Origin of the sequence: Burkholderia sp. MSMB2157WGS (genome assembly GCF_001532755.1) — a bacterium.
Taxonomy (GTDB): domain Bacteria; phylum Pseudomonadota; class Gammaproteobacteria; order Burkholderiales; family Burkholderiaceae; genus Burkholderia.
The window spans coordinates 43,000-67,656 of the sequence record NZ_LPJG01000027.1 but is presented as its reverse complement, the minus strand read 5'-3'; the positions used below and the strand labels follow the sequence as shown (position 1 = coordinate 67,656).

19 protein-coding genes are annotated in these 24,657 nt (G+C 67.7%); 12 read left to right on the top strand and 7 right to left on the bottom strand.

From position 1 onward, the window contains the following. The first annotated feature begins 37 nt into the window (after positions 1-37). Together tssH and tssA are read left to right on the top strand one after the other, a co-directional pair. Positions 38-2,707 (top strand): type VI secretion system ATPase TssH, encoded by a 2,670-nt coding sequence (gene tssH / locus WT53_RS17070; RefSeq protein ID WP_034209802.1) that lies wholly within the window; start codon positions 38-40, stop codon positions 2,705-2,707. A gap of 42 nt (positions 2,708-2,749) precedes the next feature. Next, positions 2,750-3,871 carry a type VI secretion system protein TssA gene (gene tssA / locus WT53_RS17065; RefSeq protein ID WP_034209803.1) on the top strand — a complete coding sequence of 374 codons (1,122 nt, stop codon included), beginning with the start codon at positions 2,750-2,752 and terminating at the stop codon, positions 3,869-3,871. Positions 3,872-3,961: 90 nt separating this feature from the next. Here tssA and WT53_RS17060 read toward each other — a convergent pair whose 3' ends face one another. The 4 genes from WT53_RS17060 to WT53_RS17045 all read right to left on the bottom strand — a co-directional run bounded on the left by WT53_RS17060 (position 3,962) and on the right by WT53_RS17045 (position 11,009). Then, positions 3,962-4,912, bottom strand: a complete 951-nt coding sequence (locus tag WT53_RS17060) for an OmpA family protein (protein WP_034209804.1) — start codon at positions 4,910-4,912, stop codon at positions 3,962-3,964. 4 nt (positions 4,913-4,916) lie between these two features. After that, complete coding sequence (gene tagF / locus WT53_RS17055; RefSeq protein WP_034209805.1) at positions 4,917-5,906, bottom strand: type VI secretion system-associated protein TagF; 990 nt, start codon at positions 5,904-5,906, stop codon at positions 4,917-4,919. Then, entirely contained in the window at positions 5,903-9,862 is a 3,960-nt protein-coding gene (gene tssM, locus WT53_RS17050) for a type VI secretion system membrane subunit TssM (RefSeq protein WP_034209806.1), read from the bottom strand. Before tssM ends, tagF begins: the two co-directional genes overlap by 4 nt. Before the next feature lie 301 nt (positions 9,863-10,163). Further along, positions 10,164-11,009 (bottom strand): M15 family metallopeptidase, encoded by an 846-nt coding sequence (locus WT53_RS17045; protein WP_034209807.1) that lies wholly within the window; start codon positions 11,007-11,009, stop codon positions 10,164-10,166. A 121-nt stretch (positions 11,010-11,130) separates the two neighbouring features. Here WT53_RS17045 and WT53_RS17040 point away from each other — a divergent pair, with 121 nt between their 5' ends. Together WT53_RS17040 and WT53_RS17035 are read left to right on the top strand one after the other, a co-directional pair. Next, positions 11,131-12,102, top strand: coding sequence for a hypothetical protein (locus tag WT53_RS17040; RefSeq protein ID WP_034209808.1), 972 nt, complete (start codon positions 11,131-11,133; stop codon positions 12,100-12,102). A 213-nt stretch (positions 12,103-12,315) separates the two neighbouring features. Continuing rightward, positions 12,316-13,344 (top strand): transporter, encoded by a 1,029-nt coding sequence (locus WT53_RS17035; RefSeq protein WP_034209876.1) that lies wholly within the window; start codon positions 12,316-12,318, stop codon positions 13,342-13,344. Positions 13,345-13,558: 214 nt separating this feature from the next. On the opposite strand, the gene WT53_RS17030 is transcribed toward WT53_RS17035, so the two are convergent. Then, positions 13,559-15,727, bottom strand: a complete 2,169-nt coding sequence (locus WT53_RS17030) for a M1 family metallopeptidase (RefSeq protein WP_034209809.1) — start codon at positions 15,725-15,727, stop codon at positions 13,559-13,561. 17 nt (positions 15,728-15,744) lie between these two features. Between WT53_RS17030 and WT53_RS33545 the strand changes: the two genes are divergently transcribed. From WT53_RS33545 to WT53_RS17010, 5 genes are all read left to right on the top strand, one after another. Beyond that, a complete protein-coding gene (locus WT53_RS33545; protein WP_155294519.1) occupies positions 15,745-15,954 on the top strand; it encodes a hypothetical protein in 210 nt (69 codons plus the stop codon). Positions 15,955-16,371: 417 nt separating this feature from the next. After that, positions 16,372-16,866, top strand: a complete 495-nt coding sequence (locus tag WT53_RS17025; protein ID WP_034209810.1) for an LEA type 2 family protein — start codon at positions 16,372-16,374, stop codon at positions 16,864-16,866. 154 nt (positions 16,867-17,020) lie between these two features. Beyond that, positions 17,021-17,353, top strand: coding sequence for a YegP family protein (locus tag WT53_RS17020; protein WP_034209811.1), 333 nt, complete (start codon positions 17,021-17,023; stop codon positions 17,351-17,353). A gap of 135 nt (positions 17,354-17,488) precedes the next feature. Then, positions 17,489-18,622 carry a class I SAM-dependent methyltransferase gene (locus tag WT53_RS17015; protein WP_034209812.1) on the top strand — a complete coding sequence of 378 codons (1,134 nt, stop codon included), beginning with the start codon at positions 17,489-17,491 and terminating at the stop codon, positions 18,620-18,622. Between the two features lie 89 nt (positions 18,623-18,711). Continuing rightward, positions 18,712-19,602 (top strand): SAM-dependent methyltransferase, encoded by an 891-nt coding sequence (locus WT53_RS17010; RefSeq protein WP_034209877.1) that lies wholly within the window; start codon positions 18,712-18,714, stop codon positions 19,600-19,602. Positions 19,603-19,653: 51 nt separating this feature from the next. Here the strand turns inward: WT53_RS17010 and WT53_RS17005 are convergent, their stop codons facing one another. After that, entirely contained in the window at positions 19,654-20,226 is a 573-nt protein-coding gene (locus tag WT53_RS17005) for a DUF1415 domain-containing protein (RefSeq protein ID WP_034209813.1), read from the bottom strand. Between the two features lie 76 nt (positions 20,227-20,302). Further along, positions 20,303-20,923: a TetR/AcrR family transcriptional regulator gene (locus WT53_RS17000; RefSeq protein ID WP_060260774.1), complete on the bottom strand. Its 621-nt coding sequence runs from the start codon at positions 20,921-20,923 to the stop codon at positions 20,303-20,305. A 217-nt stretch (positions 20,924-21,140) separates the two neighbouring features. Here WT53_RS17000 and WT53_RS16995 point away from each other — a divergent pair, with 217 nt between their 5' ends. The 3 genes from WT53_RS16995 to WT53_RS16985 all read left to right on the top strand — a co-directional run bounded on the left by WT53_RS16995 (position 21,141) and on the right by WT53_RS16985 (position 24,624). Beyond that, complete coding sequence (locus tag WT53_RS16995; protein ID WP_034209878.1) at positions 21,141-22,424, top strand: MFS transporter; 1,284 nt, start codon at positions 21,141-21,143, stop codon at positions 22,422-22,424. A 156-nt stretch (positions 22,425-22,580) separates the two neighbouring features. Next, complete coding sequence (locus WT53_RS16990; protein WP_034209815.1) at positions 22,581-23,186, top strand: nitroreductase family protein; 606 nt, start codon at positions 22,581-22,583, stop codon at positions 23,184-23,186. Between the two features lie 187 nt (positions 23,187-23,373). Beyond that, on the top strand, positions 23,374-24,624 hold the full coding sequence (locus WT53_RS16985) for an Hsp70 family protein (protein WP_034209816.1): 1,251 nt from the start codon (positions 23,374-23,376) through the stop codon (positions 24,622-24,624). Positions 24,625-24,657: the final 33 nt, after the last annotated feature.

Here is a 24,657-nt window from a genome sequence, read left to right as displayed (position 1 = left end):
CTGACAACAACAAGCAATCGAACCTGAGATCGACGCCATGAGCACGCCTCTGAAGACCCTGATCACGAAACTGAACCCGCTGTGCCGCCACGCGACCGAGCGCGCGGCGAGCGCGTGCCTGGCGCGCGGCCACTACGAGGTCGATCTGGAGCATCTGTTCCTCGCGTTGCTCGACGAAGCGACGGGCGACCTGCCGCTCGCATTGCGCGCGAGCCGCGTCGACCCGCATGCGCTGCATGCCGATCTCGAACGCGAGCTGACGCGCCTGAAGACGGGCAACACGCGCACGCCGGTGTTCTCCGTGCATCTGATCGCGCTGTTCGAGCAGGCGTGGCTGATCGCGTCGCTCGATTCGCAGCTCGGTCGCATCCGTTCGGGGCACCTGCTGCTCGCGCTGCTGACCGCGCCCGATCTCGCGCAGTTCGCGCAACGGATGTCGTCGCGGTTCGCGGAAATGAACGTGACGGACCTGAAGCACAAGTTCGACGAAATCATGGCCGGTTCGAGCGAAGCCGAGCCGCGTCAGGCGGATGAAGACGGCAGCGACGTCGCGCCGGCCGCCGACGGCATGCCGCCCGCGGCCGGCCCGTCGAAGACGCCCGCACTCGACACGTACACGACCAACCTCACGCAGCGCGCGCGCGACGGCAAGATCGACCCGGTGATCGGCCGCGAAGCGGAGATCCGCCAGGCGATCGACATCCTGATGCGCCGCCGCCAGAACAACCCGATCATGACCGGCGAGGCCGGCGTCGGCAAAACGGCGGTCGTCGAAGGGCTCGCGCTGCGGATCGCGGCCGACGACGTGCCGCCGCCGCTGCGCGGCGTCGCGCTGCACGTGCTCGACATGGGGCTGCTGCAGGCCGGCGCGAGCGTGAAGGGCGAGTTCGAGAACCGTCTGAAGAGCGTGATCGACGAGGTGAAGAAGAGCGCGCATCCGATCATCCTGTTCATCGACGAGGCGCACACGATCATCGGCGCGGGCGGCCAGGCCGGCCAGAACGACGCGGCGAACCTGCTGAAGCCGGCGCTCGCGCGCGGCGAGCTGCGCACGATCGCCGCGACGACGTGGAGCGAATACAAGAAGTACTTCGAGAAGGATGCGGCGCTCGCGCGGCGCTTCCAGGTCGTGAAGGTCGAGGAGCCGAGCGAGCCGCTGGCCGCGGCGATGCTGCGCGGGATGTCGGGCCTGATGGAGAAGCATTTCGACGTGCGGATTCTCGACGACGCGATCACCGAGGCCGTGCGCCTGTCGCACCGCTACATCAGCGGCCGCCAGTTGCCGGACAAGGCGATCAGCGTGCTCGACACCGCGTGCGCGAAAGTCGCGCTCGCGCACAGCGCGACGCCGGCGGCGATCGACGATACCAAGAAGCGCATCGAACGCATCGACGCGGAAATCGCGTCGCTGGAGCGCGAGGCGGCGGGCGGCGCGGTGCACGACGAGCGGCTCGGCGAGCTGCGCGGCGCGCGCGACACGGCGCTCGAACAACTGGCGAAGGACGAAGAACGCTACGAAGCCGAGCGGGCGATCGTCGCCGAGATCACCGAACTGCGCGACGCGCTCGATCGCGCGCGCGGCCCGTCGGAAGACGGCCAGCCGGTCGACGTGCAGGCCACCCGCGACAAGCTCGCCGAACGCGTCGCGGCATTGCATGCGCTGCAAGGCGGCGAGCCGATGGTGCCGCTGCAGGTCGACGGCCACGTGGTCGCCGAGATCGTCGCCGCGTGGACGGGCATTCCGCTCGGCCGGATGGTGAAGGACGAGATCGACACCGTGCTGAACCTGCAGCCGCTGCTCGCCGCGCGCGTGATCGGCCAGGACCATGCGTTGGAGGCGATCGCGCAGCGCGTGCGCACCGCGACCGCGAACCTCGAGGATCCGAACAAGCCGCGCGGCGTGTTCATGTTCGTCGGGCCGTCGGGCGTCGGCAAGACCGAGACGGCGCTGGCGCTGGCCGACATCCTGTACGGCGGCGAGCGCAAGATGGTCACGATCAACATGAGCGAGTACCAGGAAGCGCACAGCGTGTCGGGCCTGAAGGGGTCGCCGCCGGGCTACGTCGGTTACGGCGAAGGCGGCGTGCTGACCGAGGCCGTGCGCCGCAACCCGTATTCCGTCGTGCTGCTCGACGAGGTCGAGAAGGCGCACCCGGACGTGCTCGAAATGTTCTTCCAGGTGTTCGACAAGGGCACGATGGACGACGCCGAAGGCCGCGAGATCGACTTCCGCAACACGCTGATCATCCTGACGTCGAACGTCGGCTCGGCCGCGGTGATGCAGGCCTGCCTGAACAAGCCGGCCGACGAATTGCCCGATCCGGACGCGCTCGCCGAGACGTTGCGTCCGCAACTGTACAAGACCTTCAAGCCGGCGTTCCTCGGCCGGATGAAGGTCGTGCCGTACTATCCGATTTCCGACGACGTGCTGGCCGAGATCATCGAGCTGAAGCTCGAGCGCATTCGCCGCCGGATCGAGACGAACCACAAGGCCGCGTTCGAATGGGACGAGTCGCTCGTCGACGCGGTGCTCGCGCGCTGCACCGAGGTCGACTCGGGTGCCCGCAACGTCGACCACATCCTGAACGGCACGCTGCTGCCGGAGATCGCGGGCCACGTGCTCGGCCGGATCGCCGACGGCGCGGCCATCGCGCGCATCGCGGTGCGCGCGGACGAGGCCGGCGAATTCGCGTACACCGTCGAATGAGCGCGGCCGCGCCCAGCCCAGCATTGATGAACTGACCGAACCATGCCGATCAATCTCCCCGAGCTGCTGACGCCGATCAGCGAGACGTCGCCCAGCGGCGACGACTTGCTGTTTTCGAACGAATTCGACGCGATCCAGGACGCGCGGCGCTATGACGACCCGACGCTCGACCAGGGCGAATGGGTGACCGAGATCAAGGAGGCCGACTGGGGCTTCGTCGTCGATCATGCGGGCGAGCTGCTGCGCACGCGCACGAAGGACCTGCGGCTCGCCGTATGGCTGACCGAGGCGCTCGCGCTCGAGGACGGCATCACGGGCCTCACCGAAGGCTATGCGCTGCTCGAGGGCCTGTGCCGCGAGTTCTGGGACACCTTCCATCCGCTGCCCGAGGACGACGACATCGAGCACCGGCTCGGCAACGTCGCGTGGCTGTCCGGCCGCACGGCCGAGTTGCTGCGCGCGGTGCCGCTGACGGACGGCGCATCGAATGCGTTCAGCACGCTCGACTGGGAAGTCGCGCAGCACGTCGCGCAGTCGATCAAGCGCGACCCCGAGCACGCGGACGACATCGCGCGCGGCAAGCCGTCGATCGAGCAGATCGATGCGTCGCGGCGCATGACGTCGATCGCGTTCTACACGGCGCTGCTGGCGAACCTGAAGGCGTTCGAATTCGCGCTCGATGCGTTCGAGGAGCGGCTCGTCGAGCGCGCGGGCGATTCGGCGCCGAGCTTCCGGCAGGCGCGCGACGCGTTCGAGACCGTGTACCGGCTCGCCGAGCGCTTTGCGCGCGAACAGGGCTATACGGGCAGCGCGCCGCACGCACAGGTGGCGCCGCAGGCCCAGCCCGAGCGCATCGAGCCGGTGTTCGGCCAGCCGATCCAGACCGAGGAGACTCACGTGCCGCAGCAGACCGCTTCGCGTCCTCCGGTGACGCAGATGATCGCCGGCATCCAGAACCGTGCGCAGGCGGTCGATCAGTTGCGCGCGGTGGCGCGCTATTTCCGCCAGACCGAGCCGCACAGCCCGGTCGCGTATCTCGCCGACAAGGCGGCCGAATGGGCCGACATGCCGCTGCACAAGTGGCTCGAGAGCGTCGTGAAGGACGACGGCTCGCTGTCGCACATTCGCGAGCTGCTGGGCGTGCGGCCCGACGAGCAGTCGTAAACGCGGGACGGGCGGCGCATTGCTGCCGCCGCCCGTCGTGTGCCGCGCCGTGCCGCGTCGCCATCGCGCGAGCGGCCGGCCGATTTCCCGTTACTTCCCGACGCGGAATTCGATCCGCCGGTTCCGCGCCCGTCCGTCCGCCGTATCGTTCGGCGCGATCGGCTGATCCGGCCCGACGCCCGTCGTCGTCATCTGCTGCGGCGGAATGCTCTTCGTGATCAGGTAGCCCTTCACCGCGTCCGCGCGCGCCTGGCTCAGCGCGATGTTCGACGTCCGATTCCCCGAGTTGTCGGTGTGGCCGATGATGTCGACCGTGCGGTTCGGCATCTTCGCGAGCGCGGCTGCCATCTGGTCGAGAATCAGCTTGCCCTGCGGCGTCAGCGTCGCGCTGCCGGTCTCGAACTCGATCGTCCGGTTCGCGAGCGTCTGATCGAGCACGCCCTGTTCGGACGCGGACACGCGCAGCCCGTTCTTGATCGTGTACGTCGGGTTCAGCGTGTTCGCCATGTCGCTCGCGAGCTGCTGGCGCTGCGCCTCGTTGTGCACCTCGCCCTTCATCTCGATCTGCGTGCCGTTGATTCTCAACTGGCCCTTGCTGATCTGCTTGAGCTGCGCGCCGAGCAGCTTCTGCACGTTCGCGCTCCAGTTCGGCGGCGTCGCGACGTCGCCGACCTCGATCTGGTCGACGACGTTCGTCGCGCCGTAGGTGTCGCGCAGCTTCTGCAGCACGGCCGCCTTGGTCGCTTCGTCGGGCACCTTGCCGCCGACGACCACCTGGCCGGGCGTCGCGTTCGCGGGCGGCGGCGCGATCGTGCCGGCGGTGCCGTGTACCGCCGTACCGGACGCGCCGCCGGCGTTCGGGTTGGCCTGCGGCAGCGCGGTCGTCGCGACCGTGCCGTTGCCGACCGGCGTGACGGTCGCGCCCGTGTTCTGCGCGAAGACCGCGCCGCTCGCGACGAGGCCGGCCGCGAACAGCGCGGCGAGGGCGGGCGAGACGGCGGCCGACAGGCGCGTGCGCCGGACCTGAATCGTGCGATGCATGCCGTCAGCCTCCGATGAACGCTTCGCGGAACGCGTCGATGGCGACGCGCAGCGAGAGTTGCGGTTGGTCGAGGTAGCTGACGAGCTTGCTGATCTGCTGATCGTTTTGCGCATGGGCGTCGATCCACTCGGGATCGTCGATGTCGATGTTGTGGGCGGCGTAGGTCTGCGGGTCGACGACGCTCAGCAGCGTTTTCGCCGACGCACCGTTGAAGCCGATGATGAGCCGTTCGCGTTCGGCGATCGTGCCGATGAAGATCGCGAGCTCGAAGTCGGCCTGCGCGACGAACGGCGCGATCAGCTCGAGCCAGAACGCGGCGACGAGGCTGCGGTAGAACGGATCGACCGGCAGCGGCAGCGTGAGGCCGCGCTCGATGTGCGACGAGCCGCTCTGCATCACCGGCCGCAGCAGCGAGCCGAGCGCGAGCATCGCGCCGCGCAGCCGCACCGGATGACCGCTTTCGAGCAGCATCTGCTGCAGGCCGTACAGCGACTGGTGTTCGACGAAATCGTTGAAGGTGCCGTCATGCGACGTGCCCGGGCCGCCGATGTCGATCGGCACTTGGGTGTCGCCGAGCGCCTGCAGCGCGCCGGGCGGCTCGTCCTTGCCGAGCAGCGGCGGGATCTGCGCGGCGACGCGCGACCACAGCCGCGCGAACGCGAGCGGGCTGCGCGCGAGGAACGCGAGCGGCCGGTCGACCTCCAGCGCGGTGGCGCCGAGGAACGGGAAGCGGCGCATCGACACGTCGTGGCTCGCGACCATGTGGCCCGCGATCGCGAGCTTGCTGCGCGAGCCGAGGAACGCGAAATGCATCGGCTTCGCATCCTCGTAGACGATCTTCCAGCGCGGATCTTCCGCGAGCAGCTCCAGCGCCTGCGCGATCCAGCGATCGAGCGTCTGCAGCAACTGCGGATTGTGCGCGCTCTTCACGAAGTCGCCGCGCGACGGAATCTTGCCGAAGTAGGCGATTTGCGCCTGTACCGTTTGCGTCATTGCGCCCTCTGTGCATTCGTTGCGTTGGCGGCCGCGACGGCCGGCGCTGCGCCCGGCGTGCCGGTAGCGGAGGTGCCGGTTGCGGACTGCGTCGCGTTCTGCGCGGCGCCCGCGCTCGCGTCGGCGACCGACGACGGCAGTTGCAGGCCGCGCAGGCTCTGTTGCTGCGGCTGGTCGCCGCCACCGGCCGACGGTTGCGACGTGCTGATGATGCGCATCGTCACCGACACGTTCACGCTGCCCTGTGCCCACGTCAGGTCGAAGGTGCCGTCCGGACGGCGCTTGCGCTGCGCCGAGTTGATCAGCTTCTCGAGGCCGTAGCGGCCCGGCTCGTTGACGAGCTGCACCGTGCGGCCATCGAAGGTCGTCGCGGACAGCGTCGCGCCCGGCGAGCCCTGCGGGTTCGGCCACACGAAGTTGGTCCACTGCGGCGGCGTGTTGCGGTAGCGCAGTTGCTGGCCGTCGATCGCGATCGTGTATTCCGTCGTGCCCGTGCTCGGTTGCGGCAGGATCTGGAACACGGTCTGCGGCTCGGCCGACGCGGCCGCGCTGCCGGCGGCGCCGCCGGCGAGCGGCGCGACCCAGCGCGCGAAGCCGTTCGTGAACTCCGGCGTGAGCCCGATGCCCATGTCGCCCCACGTGCGGGCGGCGAGCGTGTCGCCGCGGCGCACCGCGAGCGGCCCGAGCGTCGTGCCGACGAACTTCGCGATCGAGCCGTCCGGACCGAACACCTGCGCGATTTCGCCGGCGCCGGCCTCGACCTTCGCGTTCGCCGCGAACGGGTACTTCGTCGCGAGCGAACTCTGGAACGGCTGGTAGACCTGCGCGTTCCACACCTTGTTGACTTCGGCGCTGGCCGGCTGGATCACGACCGCGAACGCCTGCATCAGCGGCCGCACCAGCAGCGGGCGCAGCGACTTGCGTTGCGAATCGGTCAGGCCCGTCAGCATCTGCTCGTCGACGAGCTTCAGCGAATCGGCGAGCTCCGAACCGCTGCCGTCGAGGGTCTGCTGCATCAGCTGGCGCGCGCCCGGGCCCGGGTCGCCCTGGTTCTTGATCACGTTGAAGCGCGTGCGGACCTTCGACAGCGACTCCATGTAGCTCTTCAGCATCGACGTGCCGTCATGTGTCGCGACGATCCGCGCGAGCCCGACGAACTCCTGGCCGATCGGACCCATCGGCACCTCGGCCGGATTACCGTTGATGTCGATGTTGGCCGCCGCCACCTGGCCGGCCTGCGAGCGCGAGAACAGTTGCTTGACCCAGTTCACGACGCCCGTCTGCGCCTTCTTGATCGTCACGTTCGCGAGCGACGGGTTGTCCCACGACGTCTGGTCGTACGCGGTCTCGAGGATCTTGCGGATCGGCGAATCCTGCGGGTCGCCGAGGCGGTTCATCCCGTCGACGGCCTGGCCGAAGCTGGTGAAGCCCTGTACCGCGATGCCCTGCATGAACTTCTGCCAGTGCTGCGCGTACTCGGTCTTGTACATGCCGACGAGCGTCTTCTGGATCTGCTCGGGGCTGCCCTCGAGCGTCAGGTCGTCCTGCGTCGACGTGTTGAGCACCCAGTCCTTCGCCTGCAGTTCCTTGGTCGCGGCATCGCGGATCGCCGGCTGCACGTAGTCGAACCACGCTTCGCGCGTGAACGTGCCCGGAATCGCGTAGCTGCCGGCAACCAGCGACTGGTTGCCGTCGCCGACGATGCGCGCGATGGTCATCGGCGCGAAGCGGGTCGATGCGCGGGCCTTGATTTCCTCGTAGACGCGCTGGCGGGCCGGCATGCCGCGCACCACGCGGCGCAGGTTCTCGCGGGTCTGGTCGACGAGCGCGAGGTTCGCGTCGATCATCGGCCAGTCGTTGTCGTTCACGCGCGACAGGTAGAACGAGATCATGCGCTCGGCGCTCCTGATCATCTCGTCGCGCGGCATGTTGCCGCGATTCGTCTCGAGCCAGCCGCGCCAGAAGCGGGCGAGCTGGTCGGTCAGGTGCGCCTGCTCGACGTGACGCTTGTCGGACAGCATCAGGTACGTCTTCAGCGCGTTGTACGCGTCCTGCACGTTGGTCGGCGACGCGTCGCTGTAGAGGCCGCCCTGCGGCGCGGCCGCCTGTTGCGGGGCGGCGGCCGGTGCGGCGCCCGACGCGGCCGGCACGGCGCCGGCCTGCGGCGCGGCACCTGCCGCGTTCGTCGAGACCGGCAGCGTGCCGCCCTGCACGGCGCCCGATTCGGGCGGGCGCGTCATCGGCACGAGCTGTTCGGGGTGCGCGTTCACGTCCTTCATGAACGACGCGAGGTTCTGCGACACCGGCGCCAGCAGGATCTGGCGCACGCCGTTGTAGTACTCGGTCAGCAGGTGCTGTTCGAGACGGTCGCCCTGGTACAGGCCGAGCGACACCGACAGCGGCTTGTCGCGGCGGAACTGTTCGAGCTGCTCGATCCGGTCCTCGAGGATGTCCATCGCCTGCAGGCGCGACTGCAGGTCGTTGCGGCCCTGCTGCAGGCGCGTGACGTTGTCGAGGTCGGCCTGCACGTTCGCGACGAGCTGCTGGTTGCCGATCGTCGACCAGGTCCAGCCGCCGAGCGCGAGCGCGAGCGCCGCGACGAAGCCGAAGAAGGTCGCGTAGCGCAGCCGCGTCTTGGTCGGGCTCGCGAACTGGCGCACCGTCTGACGGTCCGCGAAGATCACCTTCGAGAACAGGTCGCGCAGGAAGAAGCCGTTCTTCGAGAACGCGCTGTGCGGTTTCGGCAGCGCGCTTCCGTCGAGGCCGAAGCGGTGCGCGATGCGCTGCGCGGCCGCGCTGTTGGTTTCGCCTTCCTGCAGCGCGCTGGTGAAGTAGAAGCCGCGGAAGATCGGCTTGTACTGGAACGGGTTGTTCTCGAACAGCGTCGCCAGGAACGCGCGCAGCGACGGCTTGATCGTCGAGAATTCGAGCGGGAAGCTCAACTGGCCCGGCGACAGCTGGTTGCCGCGCGACAGCGACAGCTGCGCGACGCTGATCTCCTTCAGCCCTTCGTAGAGTTCCTCGAAGTGCGTGTCGAACTGCGCGACGACGTCACGCTTGTCGTCGGGCTCGTAGGGCAGGGTGGCGCCCCACACGCGGTCGTACTCGTGCTTGTCGCTGCTGCTGAAGAATTCGGTGAAGCCGGTGATCAGGTCGGCCTTCGTGAACATCACGTAGACCGGCGCGAACACTTCCAGCTTTTCCGTCAGCTCCTGAACGCGCTGGCGGAGGTTTTTCGCGAGGTTGATCGCGAATTCGGGGCGGTTGCCGGTGAGTTCGGCGATGCTGGCCGTGACGATGATGCCGTTGATCGGCGCCTTCGGACGATAGCGCTTGAGCAGCCCGAGGAAGCCGAGCCATTCGCTGCGGTCTTCCTCGTGCACCGAATAGCGGCCGGCCGTGTCGAGCAGGATCCCTTCGGTCGTGAAGAACCAGTCGCAGTTACGCGTGCCGCCGATGCCGTGGATCACGGCGCTGTTCTTGTCCGCGAACGGGAACTGCAGGCCGGAATTGAGCACGGCGCTGCTCTTGCCCGCGGCCGGGTTGCCGATCACGATGTACCACGGCAGCTCGTACAGCGCGGAGCCGCCCGACACCTGGCCGATCTTCGACGTCTTGATCGTCTTCACCGCATCCGACAGGCGCGTGCGCAGCACGTCGAGGTCGGCCGTCTTCGCGTCCGGTGCGAGCGCCGCGGCGGCCGGAGCGGCGATCTTGCCGGTTTCCGCCTGCTCTTCCAGCACCTGGCCGAGCTGCTGGTTCGCGCGCTTCACGCGCCAGCGGCGCCACAGCGCGACGACGAGCCACAGCGCGAGGACCGCCGCGAACGCGAGCGCCGCCCACAGGAGCGGCAACTGCAGCATGTCGGCGACGATGAACAGGATGGCCGCTAACGCGACGATCCCGACGATCGAGAGCGTACGCGGATGAGTCAGCACGTTGAGGATGCGTTGCATAGGACGTTCAGGTTCCGGTGCGATTCGGTGAGGCGACGCAGGCGCGCCGAGCGGCAAGGGTGGCGCCGCGATGTGTCGCCATGCTGTCAAACGGGATGAAGGAGGCTGGCATCAACGCGCTCGCGGCATCGGAGAAGGCGCGCGCATTAACGAAAGGACGCTGTGAGATTTAAAACGGAAGCGGCGGCCGGAAAAAATCGCGCACCGGAATGCCCGATTGTTTGCGCCGCTCAAATCGTTTCCTGCCGGGTGATTAAAAAGCCCCATGCCGCCCTCATTATTTCTTGTCCGGCAGCCCTGGCTAGCTGCCGCGTCCCAGTTTAAAACCGGGTTTATGGTATTCCACGTGCCCGAGATCCATCATTTTCCATCGGCCGCCCCAGGTCAGGCCGACTTGCTCGGCGACCTGGCCGTACAACTGATAGCCGCGCATCGCCCACGGATCTTTCTCGGAAATGACCAGCTTGCCGTCGCGCAGGAATGCGTTATCGGCCGCCAGCCCGAATTGGTGATAACTCTGGAAGGCTGCCGCGTTGGTCACGTTGCTGCCCATCTGCGCCAGCCGGTTCTGCCGTTCCGGGCTCCGGTAACCTTCCAGCAACGCCATTTCATAACCGTGCTGTTCGTGCATGATCTTGTAGACCAGCAGCAAACGCGTACGGAAATCCGGGTCCAGCAGGTTCCAGTCGCGGCTCGCATCCTTCAGCGCCGGGCGGACCTGCTCGACCTCCTTGGTGGCGAAGACTTCCGGCGGCAGCGGCGGGGGCGGCACGAGTTGCTCGCCCTGCAGCAGCGCGGCGATTTTCTCGTCGGGCACGCGCGCCGTGTCGTCGTACTGGAACAATTGCCGGCCGCGTAACGCAATGGCGACCAATGGCGGCGTCGCAAGAATACCTGCCGATACCATAATCATCAAGCGTCGCCGAATCAGTAAATTTTGCACATCGCTTAATGCGCCGCGCGTCGCGCTTGCCGATTTAACAATCTGACTCCGCGTGCGCGCGGCGCGATCGTTCGCACGACGCGTAAGGCGGCCGTGAAACTGGGCGACGGATTCGAAAACGGTCGCGCGGATACCCGGTAAAAGCAACAGTGCCGCGACGGCGACGGCAAGGGCGAAATAGGCGACGAGTGCGACGGCAATCAACGAAATCCCCGGAAATTGGAATTGATTGTGTTTTGCAATGCTTGCTCTTAGAATCAGGCTGCTTCGAGAAGCCGGGCTATATTATCGCGGTGAATTAAACCAGGATTCAATGAGACGCTGAATGAGTGCGCCGGAAAATTCAAATTCGAAAACTCCGCCCAGCCTGCTGTCCGATACCAAACCGGCAGGCGAGGGAGGACCTCGGCAGTCGCGCATTCTCGCGGATCTGGAAGGGCGTGTCACGCCGCCCGCCGAGCCGCCGCGCCGTTCGCTGAAGGCGCCGATCGCCGCCGTGGTGGCGTTGGTCGTGGCCGTCGGCGGCTGGGGCGCGTGGCGCATGCAGCAGTCGTCGGGCGAACGGCCCGCGGTCGTCGCGGCCGCGCCGGCACCCGCGGCGGCTGCGCCGGAGAAGGCCGCACCGGCCAGCGGCGGCGCCGCGCAGGTCGCGCAGAACGGCGCGTCCGCCGCATCGGCCGTGCAACCGGCCACGATCGTCAACGACGATTCGGCGTCCCAGGCCGTTGCGTCTGCTTCGACTGCGTCCGCCGCGGACACCGGCCGCCTGTCGCGTGCGCTTGCCAACGGCGCCGACGACGCATCGGGCGCGGCCACCGCCGGCGCAGCCGCAACGGCGGCCGCCGCGGCGGCGACGGCCAAGACCGCGAAGGCCGACGCGTCGAAGGGCACGAAGGTCGCCGCGCACGGCAAGACCGATGCGAAGGCCGACACGAAGGCCGAAGCCCGCAAGCATCGCAAGGAACAGCAGGCCGAGCTCGCGCAGGCGAAGAAGCGCCGCGACGCGACGCCGACCCGAACCGCGAAGGCGGCCGGGAAGGACGATCCGGATGCCGATCTGCTCGCCGCGCTCGTCGCGCGCACGAAGCCGGCCGACAAGAAACTCGCCGCGCAGAAGGCGCAGGCCGTGCCGACCAAGACGGCGGCGGCGACCGGCGGCTCGCTGGCGTCGCGCGTGAAGGAGTGTTCGGAGCGCGGTTTCTTCGAGGATCAGCTGTGCCGCTGGCGCGTCTGCGACGGCCACTGGGGCAAGGACCCCGCGTGCCCGAGCGCCGCGCAGTCGGAGACGCGGCAGTAACGCGTGCCGCGCACGCCGCGAGGTCTTTCCTGTCAGCGCCGCCCACTGGGCGGCGCGTTGTTTTTGGGGGCAGGGAGCGACCGCCGGTATGATGCCGCGTGACGGTGTCACGAACGCGTCACGCCCGTCGGGCATACGTTTCCTTTCTTTTCCCGGCGCGGGCCCGCGACCCGCGATGTGCGGCGCGGCGCGCGCCGCACGACCTTCGACACGATGGACCTGATCGTACAGACTTACGGCGCCGATACGTCCGGCATGGTGTGCGGATTCCGCTTCGTTCCGGGCGGCGCCGGCACGATGCTCGATGCCGACGCGGCCGCCGCGTGGTTGCGCACGTGCCGCGAGCACGGCGCGGCCGCGTCGGACGATTTCGTCTGGCTGCATTTCAATCTCGCGCATGGCGCGAGCGAGCGCTGGATGCGCACGCATCTCGGGTTGCCCGACAGCTTCTTCGAATTCCTGCACGAAGGCTCGCGCTCGACGCGCATCGAGCAGGAGGACGGCGCGTTGCGCGCGATCGTCAACGACGTGATGTTCAATCTCGAGCTCACGCCGTCGGAGATCGCGACGCTGTTCGTCCACGTCGAACGGCGCATCATGGTGACCGCGCGGCTCAAGCCGCTGCGCTCGGTCGACACGCTGCGCGCGTGCGTGCGCGACGGCGAGCAGTTCCGGTCGCCCGCGGAATTGCTCGTGCACCTGCTGCGCGACCAGGCCGACCTGCTGATCCAGATCATGCGGCGCACGAGCGTCGACGTCGACCGCATCGAGGATCGTTTCCTGTCGCAGCGGCTCACGTCGAACCGCATCGAGCTCGGTGCGATGCGCCGCACGCTGACGCGCCTGCAACGCATGCTCGCGCCGGAGCCCGGGTCGATCTTCCGGCTGCTCGCGAAGCCGCCCGCGTGGCTGCACACGGAGGACGTGCAGGAGCTGCGCGAGTCGACCGAGGAATTCTCGCTGGTGCTCGCCGACCTGGCGGGACTCAACGAGCGCATCAAGCTGCTGCAGGAAGAGATCGGTTCGCGCCTCGACGAACAGAACAACCGGACGCTGTTCACGCTGACGCTCGTCACCGTGATCGCGCTGCCGATCAACATCGTCGCGGGCTTCTTCGGGATGAACGTCGGCGGCGTGCCGTTCTCGGAGAACAAGCACGGGTTCTGGCTGATGGTGCTGCTCGTCGCGGGCTTCACCGCGCTGGCCGCGTGGTGGGCGTTCCGGCGCCGCGACGATCGCTAGCGCGGCATCGGGCGACGCATCGACGCATCGACGCAGCAGCGCGTTTCGCCGCGCGGTTCGCGCAGCCGGCGCGGGAACGCCGCGTGGGCGGGACGGCGGGCAGAGGCGCCGCCGATGAAAAAAGGGCCTCGCATGCGAGGCCCGTCAACAGGTCGGAGAAACCGGTACGCCGGCCGGCACCGCGGGTGGCGCGGCGCCGGCCGGAGTCGCACCGTTACTGCGTCACTACCTTGCGCGGCCGGAAGATGCCCTGGTATTGCCGTGCCGGGCGTTCCTTCGTCACCGGTTCGATGCCGCCGAAGGTCGGCGTCTGGCGCAGCTTCATCGCAGCCGGCGAAGCGACCGAGCCGATCGACGTCGAGCGCGAGGCCGGCGCGAGGTTGTTCGCGACGAGCAGCGCGGCTTCGCTCTTCAGGTTCGCCAGCAGCACCGGATCGGTCGAGCCGTTGACCTGCGTGAGCAGCCCGCTCCAGGCCGCGTCGCTGTAGTTCACGACGTAGTAGTCGAGACCGCTCGGATCGGCGACCACGCCCGTGCAGCCGTCGATCCGCGTCTGTGCCTGCGTATCCTTCAGCGCGAGCGTCGTGCGTTTCGCGAGCCCCTGGCCGTACGCGAGCGTGATCGGCACCGTCCACTGCAGGCCCGGATACGCGTTCTTGTTCGGGAACGGCTGCTGTTTCAGCGTGACGACCGTCTGGTTCTTCGTCAGGTCGCACTGCGTGTCGAGCGAGATCAGCGGCACGCCGGTCTGACGCACGTAGCTGTCGCCGATCGGGCCGACCGCCTGGCCGCTTTCCTTCGACAGCGCATCCCACAGACGCTTCGGCGTGCCGTTGCCGAACGAGTAGTCGACCAGATACTGCTGCAGCCCCTTGCGCAAGGTCTGCTCGCCGAGATAGTTCTCGAGCGTCTTCAGCACGTGGCCGCCCTTGTCGTACGTGAACGCGCTGGCGCTCAGCACGAAGTCGTTCGACGCCCAGTCGTTGAAGTTCGGCGCGACCGGGAACGCGTTCGGGCCGATGTCACGATTGATCACGCGGTACTTGTTCTTCACCTGGTCGAGCCAGCTGAACTCGTTGGGGAAGAACTGGATCGTGGTCTTCGTCTCGAAGAACGTCGCGAACGATTCGTTGAGCCACACGTTGTCCCACCAGTCGGTCGTCACGAGATCGCCGAACCACTGGTGCGCCACTTCGTGCGTCAGCACTTCGTTGCCGTAGTGCGACATCGGTTGGCCCGGCTGCGGCAGGATGTCGTCGGCGAATTCGAGGATCGAGCCCCAGTTCTCCATCCCGCCGAAGTTCAGGTCCTTCTGCTCCTTGAACGCGTCGTTCGCGGCCACCGTGTCGAACTTCGTGAGCGGCAGCGGGATGCCCGTGTAGCGGTAGTAGAAGTCGAGCGCCTGCTTGGTGCGGTCCATCGCCGGCTTCGCCCACTCGCTCATGCCCGGCGGCGTGAACACGCGCAGGTGCAGGCCGCCCTTGCCGCCCGGCAGCGGGCTCGTGAAGTCGTCCTCGTAGGTGTCGAACATGCCGCCGCCGAAGAACAGCAGGTACGACGGCATCGGCGGGGTCTTCTCGAACTGCACGAGCTTGTAGCCGCCGCCGACGTTGGTCGACGGCTTCTCGGCCGCGTTCGACACGACGCGCCAGCTTTGCGGCACTTCGGCCGTCACTTCATAGGTCGGCCGGAACGCCGGCTCGTCCCAGCCGGGGAACCACTGGCGCGACAGGTTGGTTTCGCCCTGCGTGAGGATCGCGCCGCTCGTCTTGCCGTCGGTGCCCTTCAGGTCGACGCGGAATACGCCTTCCGCGGCCGAGCAGCCGGGATACGGATCGTCGCCGCAGCTGCCGCCCGTGTGGTTGACCGGATCGTCGTACGACTTGAAGTTGATGATGCCCGACCACTCCATGTGCAGCGAATAGTTGCCCGGCGCGATCGTGCCGGCGGCGGGGCGCAACTGATAGAAGTCGCCCTTGTCCTGCGGCGTCGCGATCAGCTGGATGTTGCCCGGCTGCAGCGTGATGCGGCCATTGGTGAACTTGATCCGGTGGCCGGCGATCACGATGTTGTTGACCGGCTTCAGCACCTTGATCTCGACGTCGGCGCGGCCGTCGAACGCGTTCAGCGCTTCGTTCGGGCGGAACCACAGCCGGTAGTTCACGGGCACCACGGTGTCGGGCAGTTCGACGGGCTGCACGCTCTTGTCGACGTTGGATGCGCTCGGCGGCGCGGTGACGGCGGGCGACGAGCCCGTGTGCGGCGCGCCGGCGGAGCTGAGCGCGGAAGCGGAGCCCGCACCGCCGTCGTCGCCGCCGCACCCGGCGAGCGCGAGTGCGGCGACGAGCGGCAGATAACGCATCTTGCGAATATGAATCGACATGACTGAATCCTCGATTGTTGAAAGAATCGTTCAGTGCTGCGAAAACGCCGGCAAAAGCAATCCCCTCGCCGTTTAATCAACAGCGAAAAAATGCCAATGACGGATTATTCGAAAAAGACGGCGGCCGACTACGTGAAGGTAATCATGGTTTACTGCCCCCTCTGAATTTCCGGATGTCGTTTAACTGGCCGGTTCAAAATGGCCGGGCGCGTGTTGTACTGAATTGATTTCGCGCGCACGACACGGGGCCGCACGCCCGGCGCGGGCGCGCAATCCCTTTGAACCGACGACCTACGGGGCTGGCCGGGCCAGTCCGCAGGACGGAAGGACAGCGTGTCGCCGTCCCGTAAGTGCGCCGTCATGCGGCTTCAAGGTTTGTCGGCTTGCTCCAAGGATGCGTAAATATACTTGATGGTTTTGGGTAAAGGAAACGAAAAAATTAGAAAGCGCATCTATTGAATTCCTGGCGCTTCATTGAATGCTGAAAGGCATTAATGCGCTTTCCGTTCAGCTGGAAATTTCGTAGTTTTAATCTATTAACGATCTTGCGGCATCGCGAAAACTACGAAATCCGGTGAAGGGCGGCACGGTCGGTACAATGCAGCGACGAACCCGTTCACCGATTGCCGCGAGGAGACCGTCCCATGCCGCGAGCCCTGTTCCGTATCGCGCCGTTGCGTGCCGTGCTGCTGCTGTTCGCCGCCGTGTTCCTGCTGGGTGGTTGCGCGGCGCTCACGCGCGAGCCGGTGCGCGTGTCGGTCGTCGGGCTCGACCCCTTGGTCGGGCAGGGCCTCGAGATGCGCTTCAGCCTGAAGTTGCGCGTGCAGAACCCGAACGATGCGCCAATCGACTACGACGGCATCTCGGTCGCGCTCGACCTGAACGGCACGCCGTTCGCGAGCGGCGTCAGCGACCGGGCGGGCACCGTGCCGCGGTTCGGCGAGGCCGTGCTCGACGTGCCGGTTTCGGTGTCGGCTTTCGCGGCCGCGCGGCAGGCGTGGAACCTGCCCGGCGCGGCCGCGAACGGCGAGCTGCCGTATGCGCTGCGCGGCCGGCTCGCGGGCAGCGTGCTGGGCACGGTGCACTTCAGCGACGTGGGCACGCTGCGTCTGCCGACCATGCCCGGGTGGGGCGGCTAGGTCGTCCGGTCGGCATGCAACGTCGGCCAAATGTGTCTAAAAATTCACCATTCAACAATATTTAACGCTTATCTCCGTGGAATATCGATTTTCGTCGGCGTGGGCCCTACACTTGACGATGTCCGAGGGTCGGACGTTCTTTTAGGGGAAATCCATGGCGGCAAAATTCGAGCTCAAGAAAGCCACGAACGGTCAGTACTACTTCCACCTGAAGTCGGCGAACGGCGAGATCATCCTCGCGAGCGAGCGGTACGAGGAGAAAAGCGGCGCGAGGAACGGGATCGCGTCCGTACGGGAAAACGCGCCGCTCGACGCGCGCTACGAACGGAAGCTCGCCCACAACGGTGAGCCCATGTTCAATCTGAAGGCGGCCAATCACCAGGTCATCGGTACGAGCGAGACGTACAGCAGCGAGCAGGCACGCGAGAACGGCATCGCGGCCGTCAAGCGCGACGCGCCCGTTGCGGAAACCTTCGATCTCGCCTGATCGACGGTCGCGCCGCGACGAACGCTTTCGGGCGGCCGTCGCGGCGTCTGTTTTGCCGGGCCGGGCAAAGCGCGGTATGGTGTGGTCCGCGCGGTGAATTCTCGCCGCCGTTGAAGCCAACCGTACCGAATTCGCGTGACCGATTCCCCCGTTTTCCACTGGACCGACGCCGACGGCGTCGATCATGCCGTGCGCTGGCGCTCCGAAGCCGGCGTGCAACCGCCGAAGCGCGCGGTGTCCGCCGACGACCGCCTCACCGCCGACGCGGCCTACCGTCTCGCCTGCGAGGGCACCGCGCTCGTCTGGCAGGGCGACTTCCAGAATGCGCGCCAGCTCGTGCAGGCGATGGCGCGCCGTGTCGAACGCAAGCCGAAGAAGGCGAAAGCCGCGGCCGGCGTCGATGCGTTCAACCTGCATCGTCTCGCGCAATCGCAGCGCGCCCGCACGCTCGGCATGCTGCTGATCCCGCTCGACGCCGATTACACGATCCCGCTGCGCCGCGCGCCCGACGTGCGGGCGGCCTGCGAGGAGGCGTACGGCCCCGGCGGTGCGCCGTCGGTCGTGTCGCTGCGCGAACTGCTCGGCCTCGTCGGCGCGCACGAATGGCGCAAGAAGGGCGTGCCGATCCCGGCGCTCGGCGGCGCGCCGATCCATCCGCACTACGGCGTGTTCTCGCCGGTGCGCGGCGAATACGTGACGCTCGTCGCGCGTGCGCCGCTGCCGGCGACGTCGCTCGCGTTCGATATCGGCACGGGCACCGGCGTGCTGGCGGCCGTGCTCGCCTCGCGCGGCGTCGAGCGCATCGTCGCGACCGACCAGGATCCGCGCGCGCTGGCGTGTGCGCGTGAGAACGTCGCGCGGCTCGGGCACGCGGCCCGGGTCGACATCGTCGAGGCCGACCTGTTTCCGCCCGGCCGCGCGCCGCTCGTGGTCTGCAACCCGCCGTGGGTGCCGGCCCGGCCGAGCGCGCCGATCGAATATGCGGTCTACGACCCGGACAGCCGCATGCTGCGCGGTTTCCTCGCCGGGCTGGCCGCGCATCTGGAGCCGGGTGGCGAGGGCTGGCTGATCCTGTCCGATTTCGCCGAGCATCTCGGCCTGCGGCCGCGCGACACCTTGCTGCAGTGGATCGACGAAGCCGGCCTCGTCGTGCTCGGCCGCGACGACATCCGCCCCGCGCATCCGAAGTCGACGGACGCCGACGATCCGCTGCATGCGGCGCGTCGCGCCGAGGTCACGTCGTTGTGGCGGCTCGGCGTCCGGGCCTGAGCGCGTATTTTCGGTAAACTACCGCCATTCCTCACGAATTCCCGCCTGCGGGCCGTGGTCGACAGACCGTGGCCCGGTGCCGCTTCACGATGTCGAACAAGACCCACGAAATCCGTCCGGAGCAGTCCGTCGAACTGCTGAAGGAACTGCACATCCTCACCCGCGACGGGAAGCTGAACCAGGACAGCCGCCGCAAGCTGAAGCAGGTGTACCACCTGTTCCAGTTCATCGAGCCGCTGCTCGCCGGCGTGCAGGCCGACAAAGGCGACGTGACGCTCGTCGATCATGGCGCGGGCAAGTCGTATCTCGGCTTCATCCTGTACGACCTGTTCTTCAAGCAGCAGCCGGGGCACGGCACGCCGGCGTTCGCGTCGCACGTGTACGGCATCGAGACGCGCGAGGAGCTCGTCACGCGCTCGACCGAGCTCGCCGCGCGGCTCGGCTTCGGCGGCATGTCGTTCCTGAACCTGTCGGTCGCCGATTCGATCACGTCGCCGCGACTGCCCGAAACCGTCGATGTCGTCACCGCGCTGCACGCATGCGACACGGCGACCGACGACGCGATCCGCTTCGCGCTCGCAAAGCGCGCGCAGCACATCGTGCTGGTGCCGTGCTGCCAGGCGGAAGTCGCGGGCGTGCTGCGCAAGAACAAGGGCAAGTCGCTCGCGAATGCGCTGACCGAGGTGTGGCGGCATCCGCTGCATACGCGCGAATTCGGCAGCCAGATCACCAACGTGCTGCGCTGCCTGCAGCTCGAAGCGCACGGCTACCAGGTCAGCGTGACCGAGCTGGTCGGCTGGGAGCATTCGATGAAGAACGAGCTGATCATCGCGCAGTACAAGAACCTGCCGCGCCGCAAGCCCGGCGAGCGGCTGACCGAGATCCTCGGGATGTTCGGGCTCGCCGAACTCAACGAGCGCTTCTTCGTCGCGCAAGCCGCCGCGGCGGGCGGCGGCGCCGTCGAGCCGGCCGAAGGCTGACGTGCGGCCGCGCGGGCATCGCGCCCGCGCCGCCTGGCGTTGCACGCAGCGTCACACGTCGTCGCCCGGCCGGCGCATCCATTCGCGCCAGCCTTCGTGGCCGAGGCGGCGTAGCGTTTCCTGATTCTTTTCGTAGATCGCGGACGCGTCCGGGAACGCGTCGACCGCGCGCGCGATGCTGTCCTCGCGCAGCAGGTGCAGGATCGGATAGGGCGCGCGGTTCGTGTAGTTCTCGATGTCGTCGGGTTCGGCGCCTTCGAACTGGTATTGCGGATGGAAGCTCGCGATCTGCAGCACGCCGTCGAGCCGCAATTGCCGCACGAGCCGCTCGGCAAAGAACAGCGCATCGTTGTAGTCGACGAAATCGGCGAACGCGTGCGGGTAGATCACGAGCGTCGTATCGACCTGCCGCGGGTCCGCCGCTTCCAGCGCGCGCAGCTCGGTTTCGAGTTCGGCGAGCGCGTCTTCCAGCGTCGTCGCTTCGCTGATCGCGTAGCGCACCTGTTCCTTCACGTAGACGCTTTTCGCGAACGGGCACAGGTTGAGCCCGATCACCGCGCGCGCGAGCCAGTGCCGCGTGGCGGCGAGGATGTCGTCGTGCGAGTCGGGGCGGGTGTCGGTCATCGTGATGCCAGTCGGGCGAAAGGGCGAAGAGGGCCGCATTGTAGCGGGCGCGCCGGGGACGAACGCGCGCCGACCGTCACGCGCAGGCGGCTTCGATCAACTGCGTGACGAGCGCGGGCGCAATGCCGATCGGCGTTTCGCCGTGCCGGTAGGTCTGGCTCGCCGCGTAGATGCCTTCGATCACCAGCGCGAGCGCATCGGCCAGCGCCTTCGGCTGTCGCGCGCCGGCGCCTTCGCAAAGCGCGACGAGCCGTTTCATCAGTTGTTCCTTGTTCTGCGCGACGCGTTCGCGCGCCGGGTGCGACGCATCCGGGAACTCGGCGGCGACGTTGACGAACGGGCAGCCGCGATAGTCCTTTTGCGTCGCCCGCTCGGCGAGATCGACGAAGTACTGGATCAACTGCGCCTTCGGCTGCCCCGGATGCTTCGCGACGCTCGTGTCGAACCGCTCGAAGAAGCACGCGTCCATCCGCTCCAGATACGCGAGGATCAACTCGTCCTTCGACGAAAACTGGCGGTACAGGCTCATCTTGTTGACGCCCGCGCGCTCCACCACCGCCTCGACGCCGACCGTTCGCACGCCTTCCTTGTAAAACAACTCCTCGGCGGCTCGCAGCAGGTGCTCCTGCGCGGTCGCACCGTCGATCGGCCGGCGCGTGCGCCGCGCCAGCGGCTTGGCGACCTCGATGTCCGACATGATGACCCTCGACTTCGTGATGAATTGCTTGACATGTTACCGACTGGTAACTACGATCGCAACACACTTGTGACCGACCGGTAACAATGCCGGCCGGATCGACGGGAAAAATGCCACGCATCGGCCCGGGTCAGCCGATGCAGCGTGCGGCGGAGGTGGCCTGGTTGGGGCGGAGCCGGTGCGACGACACCGGAACCGCCAACTGGAGAACATGAAGATGAACTGGGCAGTGACACGAATCGGCGGGCGCTTCCATTACGGATGGCTCGCGGCGGCGGTGGTATTCCTGATCCTGCTGGCGGCGGCCGGCACACGCGCGACGCCGAGCGTGCTGATGGTGCCGCTCGAGCGCGAGCTCGGCTGGAGCCGCGGAGCGATTTCGCTGGCGATTTCGGTGAACATCGCGCTGTACGGCCTGACGGGCCCGTTCGCGGCCGCCGCGATGCAGCGCTTCGGGTTGCGCCCGACGATCCTCACCGCGCTCGTGACGATGGGTGCGGGCGTCGCGCTGTCGTCGATGATGACGCAGAGCTGGCAGATGGTGCTGATCTGGGGGTTGATGGTCGGCTGCTCGACGGGCGTCGTCGCGCTGACGCTGTCCGCGACCTTCGTCACGCGCTGGTTCCATGCGCGGCGCGGCCTCGTGATGGGGATCCTGACCGCGAGCACGGCCACCGGCCAGCTCGTGTTCCTGCCGATGCTCGCGGCGATCGCGCAGCGCCACGGCTGGCGGCCGGTCGTGCTGGTCGTCGCGGTGGCGGCCGCGATCGTGATTCCGCTCGTCGCGTTCCTGCTGCCCGAGCGGCCGGCCGACGTGCAGTTGCGCCCGTACGGCGAGCCGGCCGATGCGCCGCCCGCGCCCGATGCGACGAAGGAGAACCCGCTCGCGGTCGCGTTCCGCACGCTGCTGACGGCGAGCCGCTCGCGCGACTTCTGGCTGCTGTTCTTCAGCTTCTTCATCTGCGGCGCGAGCACCAACGGCTATGTCGGCACGCACCTGATCGCGATGTGCAGCGACTACGGGATGACCGAAGTGCAGGGCGCGTCGCTGCTCGCGGCGATGGGCGTGTTCGACCTGTTCGGCACGACGCTGTCGGGGTGGCTGTCCGACCGTTACGACAACCGCGTGCTGCTGTTCTGGTATTACGGGCTGCGCGGGCTGTCGCTGATCTACCTGCCGCATGCGTTCGGGATCGATTTCTTCGGGCTACCGCTGTTCGCGATGTTCTACGGGCTCGACTGGATCGCGACCGTGCCGCCCACCGTGCGGCTCGCGACCGACGTGTTCGGCAAGGCCGCGGCGCCCGTCGTGTTCGGCTGGATCGTCGCCGGCCACCAGCTCGGCGCGGCATTCGCGGCGCTCGGCGCGGGGCTGTTGCGCGCGAGCCTCGGCACTTATACGATCGCGTCGATGATCTCGGGCGCGTTGTGCATCGTCGGCGCGCTGATCGTGCTGCGGATCAACCGCGGTCCGTCGCGCGCGGCCGCGCAGGCAGCCTGATCGCGGCGGCCCGGCCGGCCGCACCCGCTGCGGCCGGCCATTGCACGCACGGAGATTTGCATAGCGCGGCAGCATCGGGCGCGCTGTCGCTCAAGCAGGTATGCTTGCGGTTCGCCGGGCGTTCGCGCCCCTTCATCGATGTCAGCGAGGAACCGCATGTCCGTCAAACCTGCTCCCACCACTGTTTCGATTCACGATCTGATCGCGGGCCGCTGGAGCCCGCGCGCGTATTCGGATGAACCCGTCAGCGCCGGCGATCTCCACGCGGTGCTCGAAGCGGCGCGCTGGGCGCCGTCCGCGTACAACGCGCAACCGTGGCGTTTCATCGTATTCGATCGCACCCAGGACGAAGACGCGTTCAAGCGCGCGTTTGCGACGCTGGTGCCGTTCAATCAGGGCTGGAATGCGCCGGCGCCGGTGTTGATCGCGGTCACCGCGCACACGTTGACGCCGAAGGGCGAGCCGGCGCCGACCGCGCTGTACGACGCGGGCGCCGCCGCGATGTCGCTGGTGCTCCAGGCGCACGCGCTCGGCCTCGCCGCGCACCAGATGAGCGGGTTCGACGCGAAGGCGTTCCGCGACGCGTTCGCGATTCCGGCGGACGTCGCGATCGTGTCGATCATCTCGCTCGGCCACTACGGCAACGTCGACAAGCTCGATCCCGTGCTGCGCGATCGCGAGAAGGCGCCGCGCACGCGCCATGCGATCGGCGAAGTGGTCTACGCGGGCGCGTGGAAGAAGAGCTTCGACACGGCGGCCTGATCCTGCAGGCGGGCAGGCGGCGTCGCGCATCCTGCCCGCGCATGTTCCCGGCGCGCCACGCCGCGCGTCGGCCGCAGCCGGTGCCCGTTGCGCGGCCCCGGTGGCCGGCCCGGTTGTGATCGCGCGGGCTTCATGTTAAAAAGCCCGTCCTTTCCGTTTTCGCGCCGGCCTGCTGCGGCAACTTCCCATGACTTACTGCGCGATCGATTTCGGCACGTCCAATTCCGCCGTGGCGCTGCCCGACGGCGACGGCATGCGCCTCGCGCCCGTCGAGGGCGACCATCTGACGCTGCCCACCGCAATCTTCTTCAACAACGACGAAGAGACGGTCGAGTACGGCCGGGCGGCGCTGGCCTCCTATATCGACGGTTTCGACGGCCGGCTGATGCGCTCGATGAAGAGCATTCTCGGCTCGCCGCTCGCGGAAACGACGACCGATCTGGGCGACGGCAGTGCGATCGCGTACACCGAAATCATCGCGCGTTTCCTGACGCACCTGAAGCGCAAGGCCGAAGCACGCGCTGGCGCGCCGATCGGCCGCGCGGTGCTCGGCCGGCCGGTGTTCTTCGTCGACGACGATCCGCGCGCCGACCGCCTCGCCCAGGCTCAGCTCGAGGCGGCCGCGCAATCGGTCGGCTTCGCGGACGTGCACTTCCAGTACGAACCGATCGCCGCCGCGTTCGACTACGAATCGCGCCAGCCGGCCGAGCGTCTGGTGCTCGTCGCCGACATCGGCGGCGGCACGTCCGACTTCTCGCTGGTGCGCGTCGGCCCGCAGCGGATGGCGCGGCTCGAGCGCAAGGACGACGTGCTCGCGCACCACGGCGTGCACGTCGCGGGCACCGACTACGACCGGCGTGTCGAGCTGGCGGCGATCCTGCCGGCCTTCGGCTACCGTTCGCTCGATCCGGAAGGGCGCGAACTGCCGAACAAGATCTACTTCGATCTCGCGACCTGGCACCTGATCAATACCGTCTACACGCCGAAGCGGATCGGCGAGCTGAAGCTGATGAAGCACCTGTACCAGGATCCGCGGCAGTACGACCGGCTCACGAGCGTGGTCGAGCAGCGGCTCGGGCATGCGCTGATGGCGCGCGCGGAAGAAGCGAAGATCGGCGTCGCGGCGGGCGGGGAGACGATGATCGACCTGAACGACGTGGAAGAAGACCTGCTGATCGCGTTCGACGCGGATCGCCTCGTCGACGCGAGCCGGGACGATACCGCGCGCATCGTCGATGCCGCGCGCGAGACGGTGCGGCTCGCGGGCGTTGCGCCGCGCGATGTCGGTGCGCTGTATTTCACCGGCGGTTCGACGGGGCTCGCATTCCTGTCGGGCGCGCTCGCCGGCGCGTTCCCGGATGCGCAGCCGGTGTTCGGCGATCGCCTCGCGAGTGTCGCGACGGGTCTCGGTATTCACGCGCAGCGACTGTTCGGCTGAGTGGAGGGCGGTTACCGGTCGCCATGCAGGATG

Coding starts and splice junctions, on each gene's coding strand:
- WT53_RS17025 (WP_034209810.1), top strand. CDS start 16,372: ATGCCGCGAGCCCTGTTCCGTATCGCGCCGTTGCGTGCCGTGCTGCTG.
- WT53_RS17030 (WP_034209809.1), bottom strand. CDS start 15,727: ATGTCGATTCATATTCGCAAGATGCGTTATCTGCCGCTCGTCGCCGCA.
- WT53_RS17000 (WP_060260774.1), bottom strand. CDS start 20,923: ATGTCGGACATCGAGGTCGCCAAGCCGCTGGCGCGGCGCACGCGCCGG.
- WT53_RS16985 (WP_034209816.1), top strand. CDS start 23,374: ATGACTTACTGCGCGATCGATTTCGGCACGTCCAATTCCGCCGTGGCG.
- WT53_RS17005 (WP_034209813.1), bottom strand. CDS start 20,226: ATGACCGACACCCGCCCCGACTCGCACGACGACATCCTCGCCGCCACG.
- tssM (WP_034209806.1), bottom strand. CDS start 9,862: ATGCAACGCATCCTCAACGTGCTGACTCATCCGCGTACGCTCTCGATC.
- WT53_RS17040 (WP_034209808.1), top strand. CDS start 11,131: ATGAGTGCGCCGGAAAATTCAAATTCGAAAACTCCGCCCAGCCTGCTG.
- WT53_RS17060 (WP_034209804.1), bottom strand. CDS start 4,912: ATGCATCGCACGATTCAGGTCCGGCGCACGCGCCTGTCGGCCGCCGTC.
- WT53_RS17020 (WP_034209811.1), top strand. CDS start 17,021: ATGGCGGCAAAATTCGAGCTCAAGAAAGCCACGAACGGTCAGTACTAC.
- WT53_RS16995 (WP_034209878.1), top strand. CDS start 21,141: ATGAACTGGGCAGTGACACGAATCGGCGGGCGCTTCCATTACGGATGG.
- tssH (WP_034209802.1), top strand. CDS start 38: ATGAGCACGCCTCTGAAGACCCTGATCACGAAACTGAACCCGCTGTGC.
- tssA (WP_034209803.1), top strand. CDS start 2,750: ATGCCGATCAATCTCCCCGAGCTGCTGACGCCGATCAGCGAGACGTCG.
- WT53_RS17010 (WP_034209877.1), top strand. CDS start 18,712: ATGTCGAACAAGACCCACGAAATCCGTCCGGAGCAGTCCGTCGAACTG.
- WT53_RS16990 (WP_034209815.1), top strand. CDS start 22,581: ATGTCCGTCAAACCTGCTCCCACCACTGTTTCGATTCACGATCTGATC.
- tagF (WP_034209805.1), bottom strand. CDS start 5,906: ATGACGCAAACGGTACAGGCGCAAATCGCCTACTTCGGCAAGATTCCG.
- WT53_RS17035 (WP_034209876.1), top strand. CDS start 12,316: ATGGACCTGATCGTACAGACTTACGGCGCCGATACGTCCGGCATGGTG.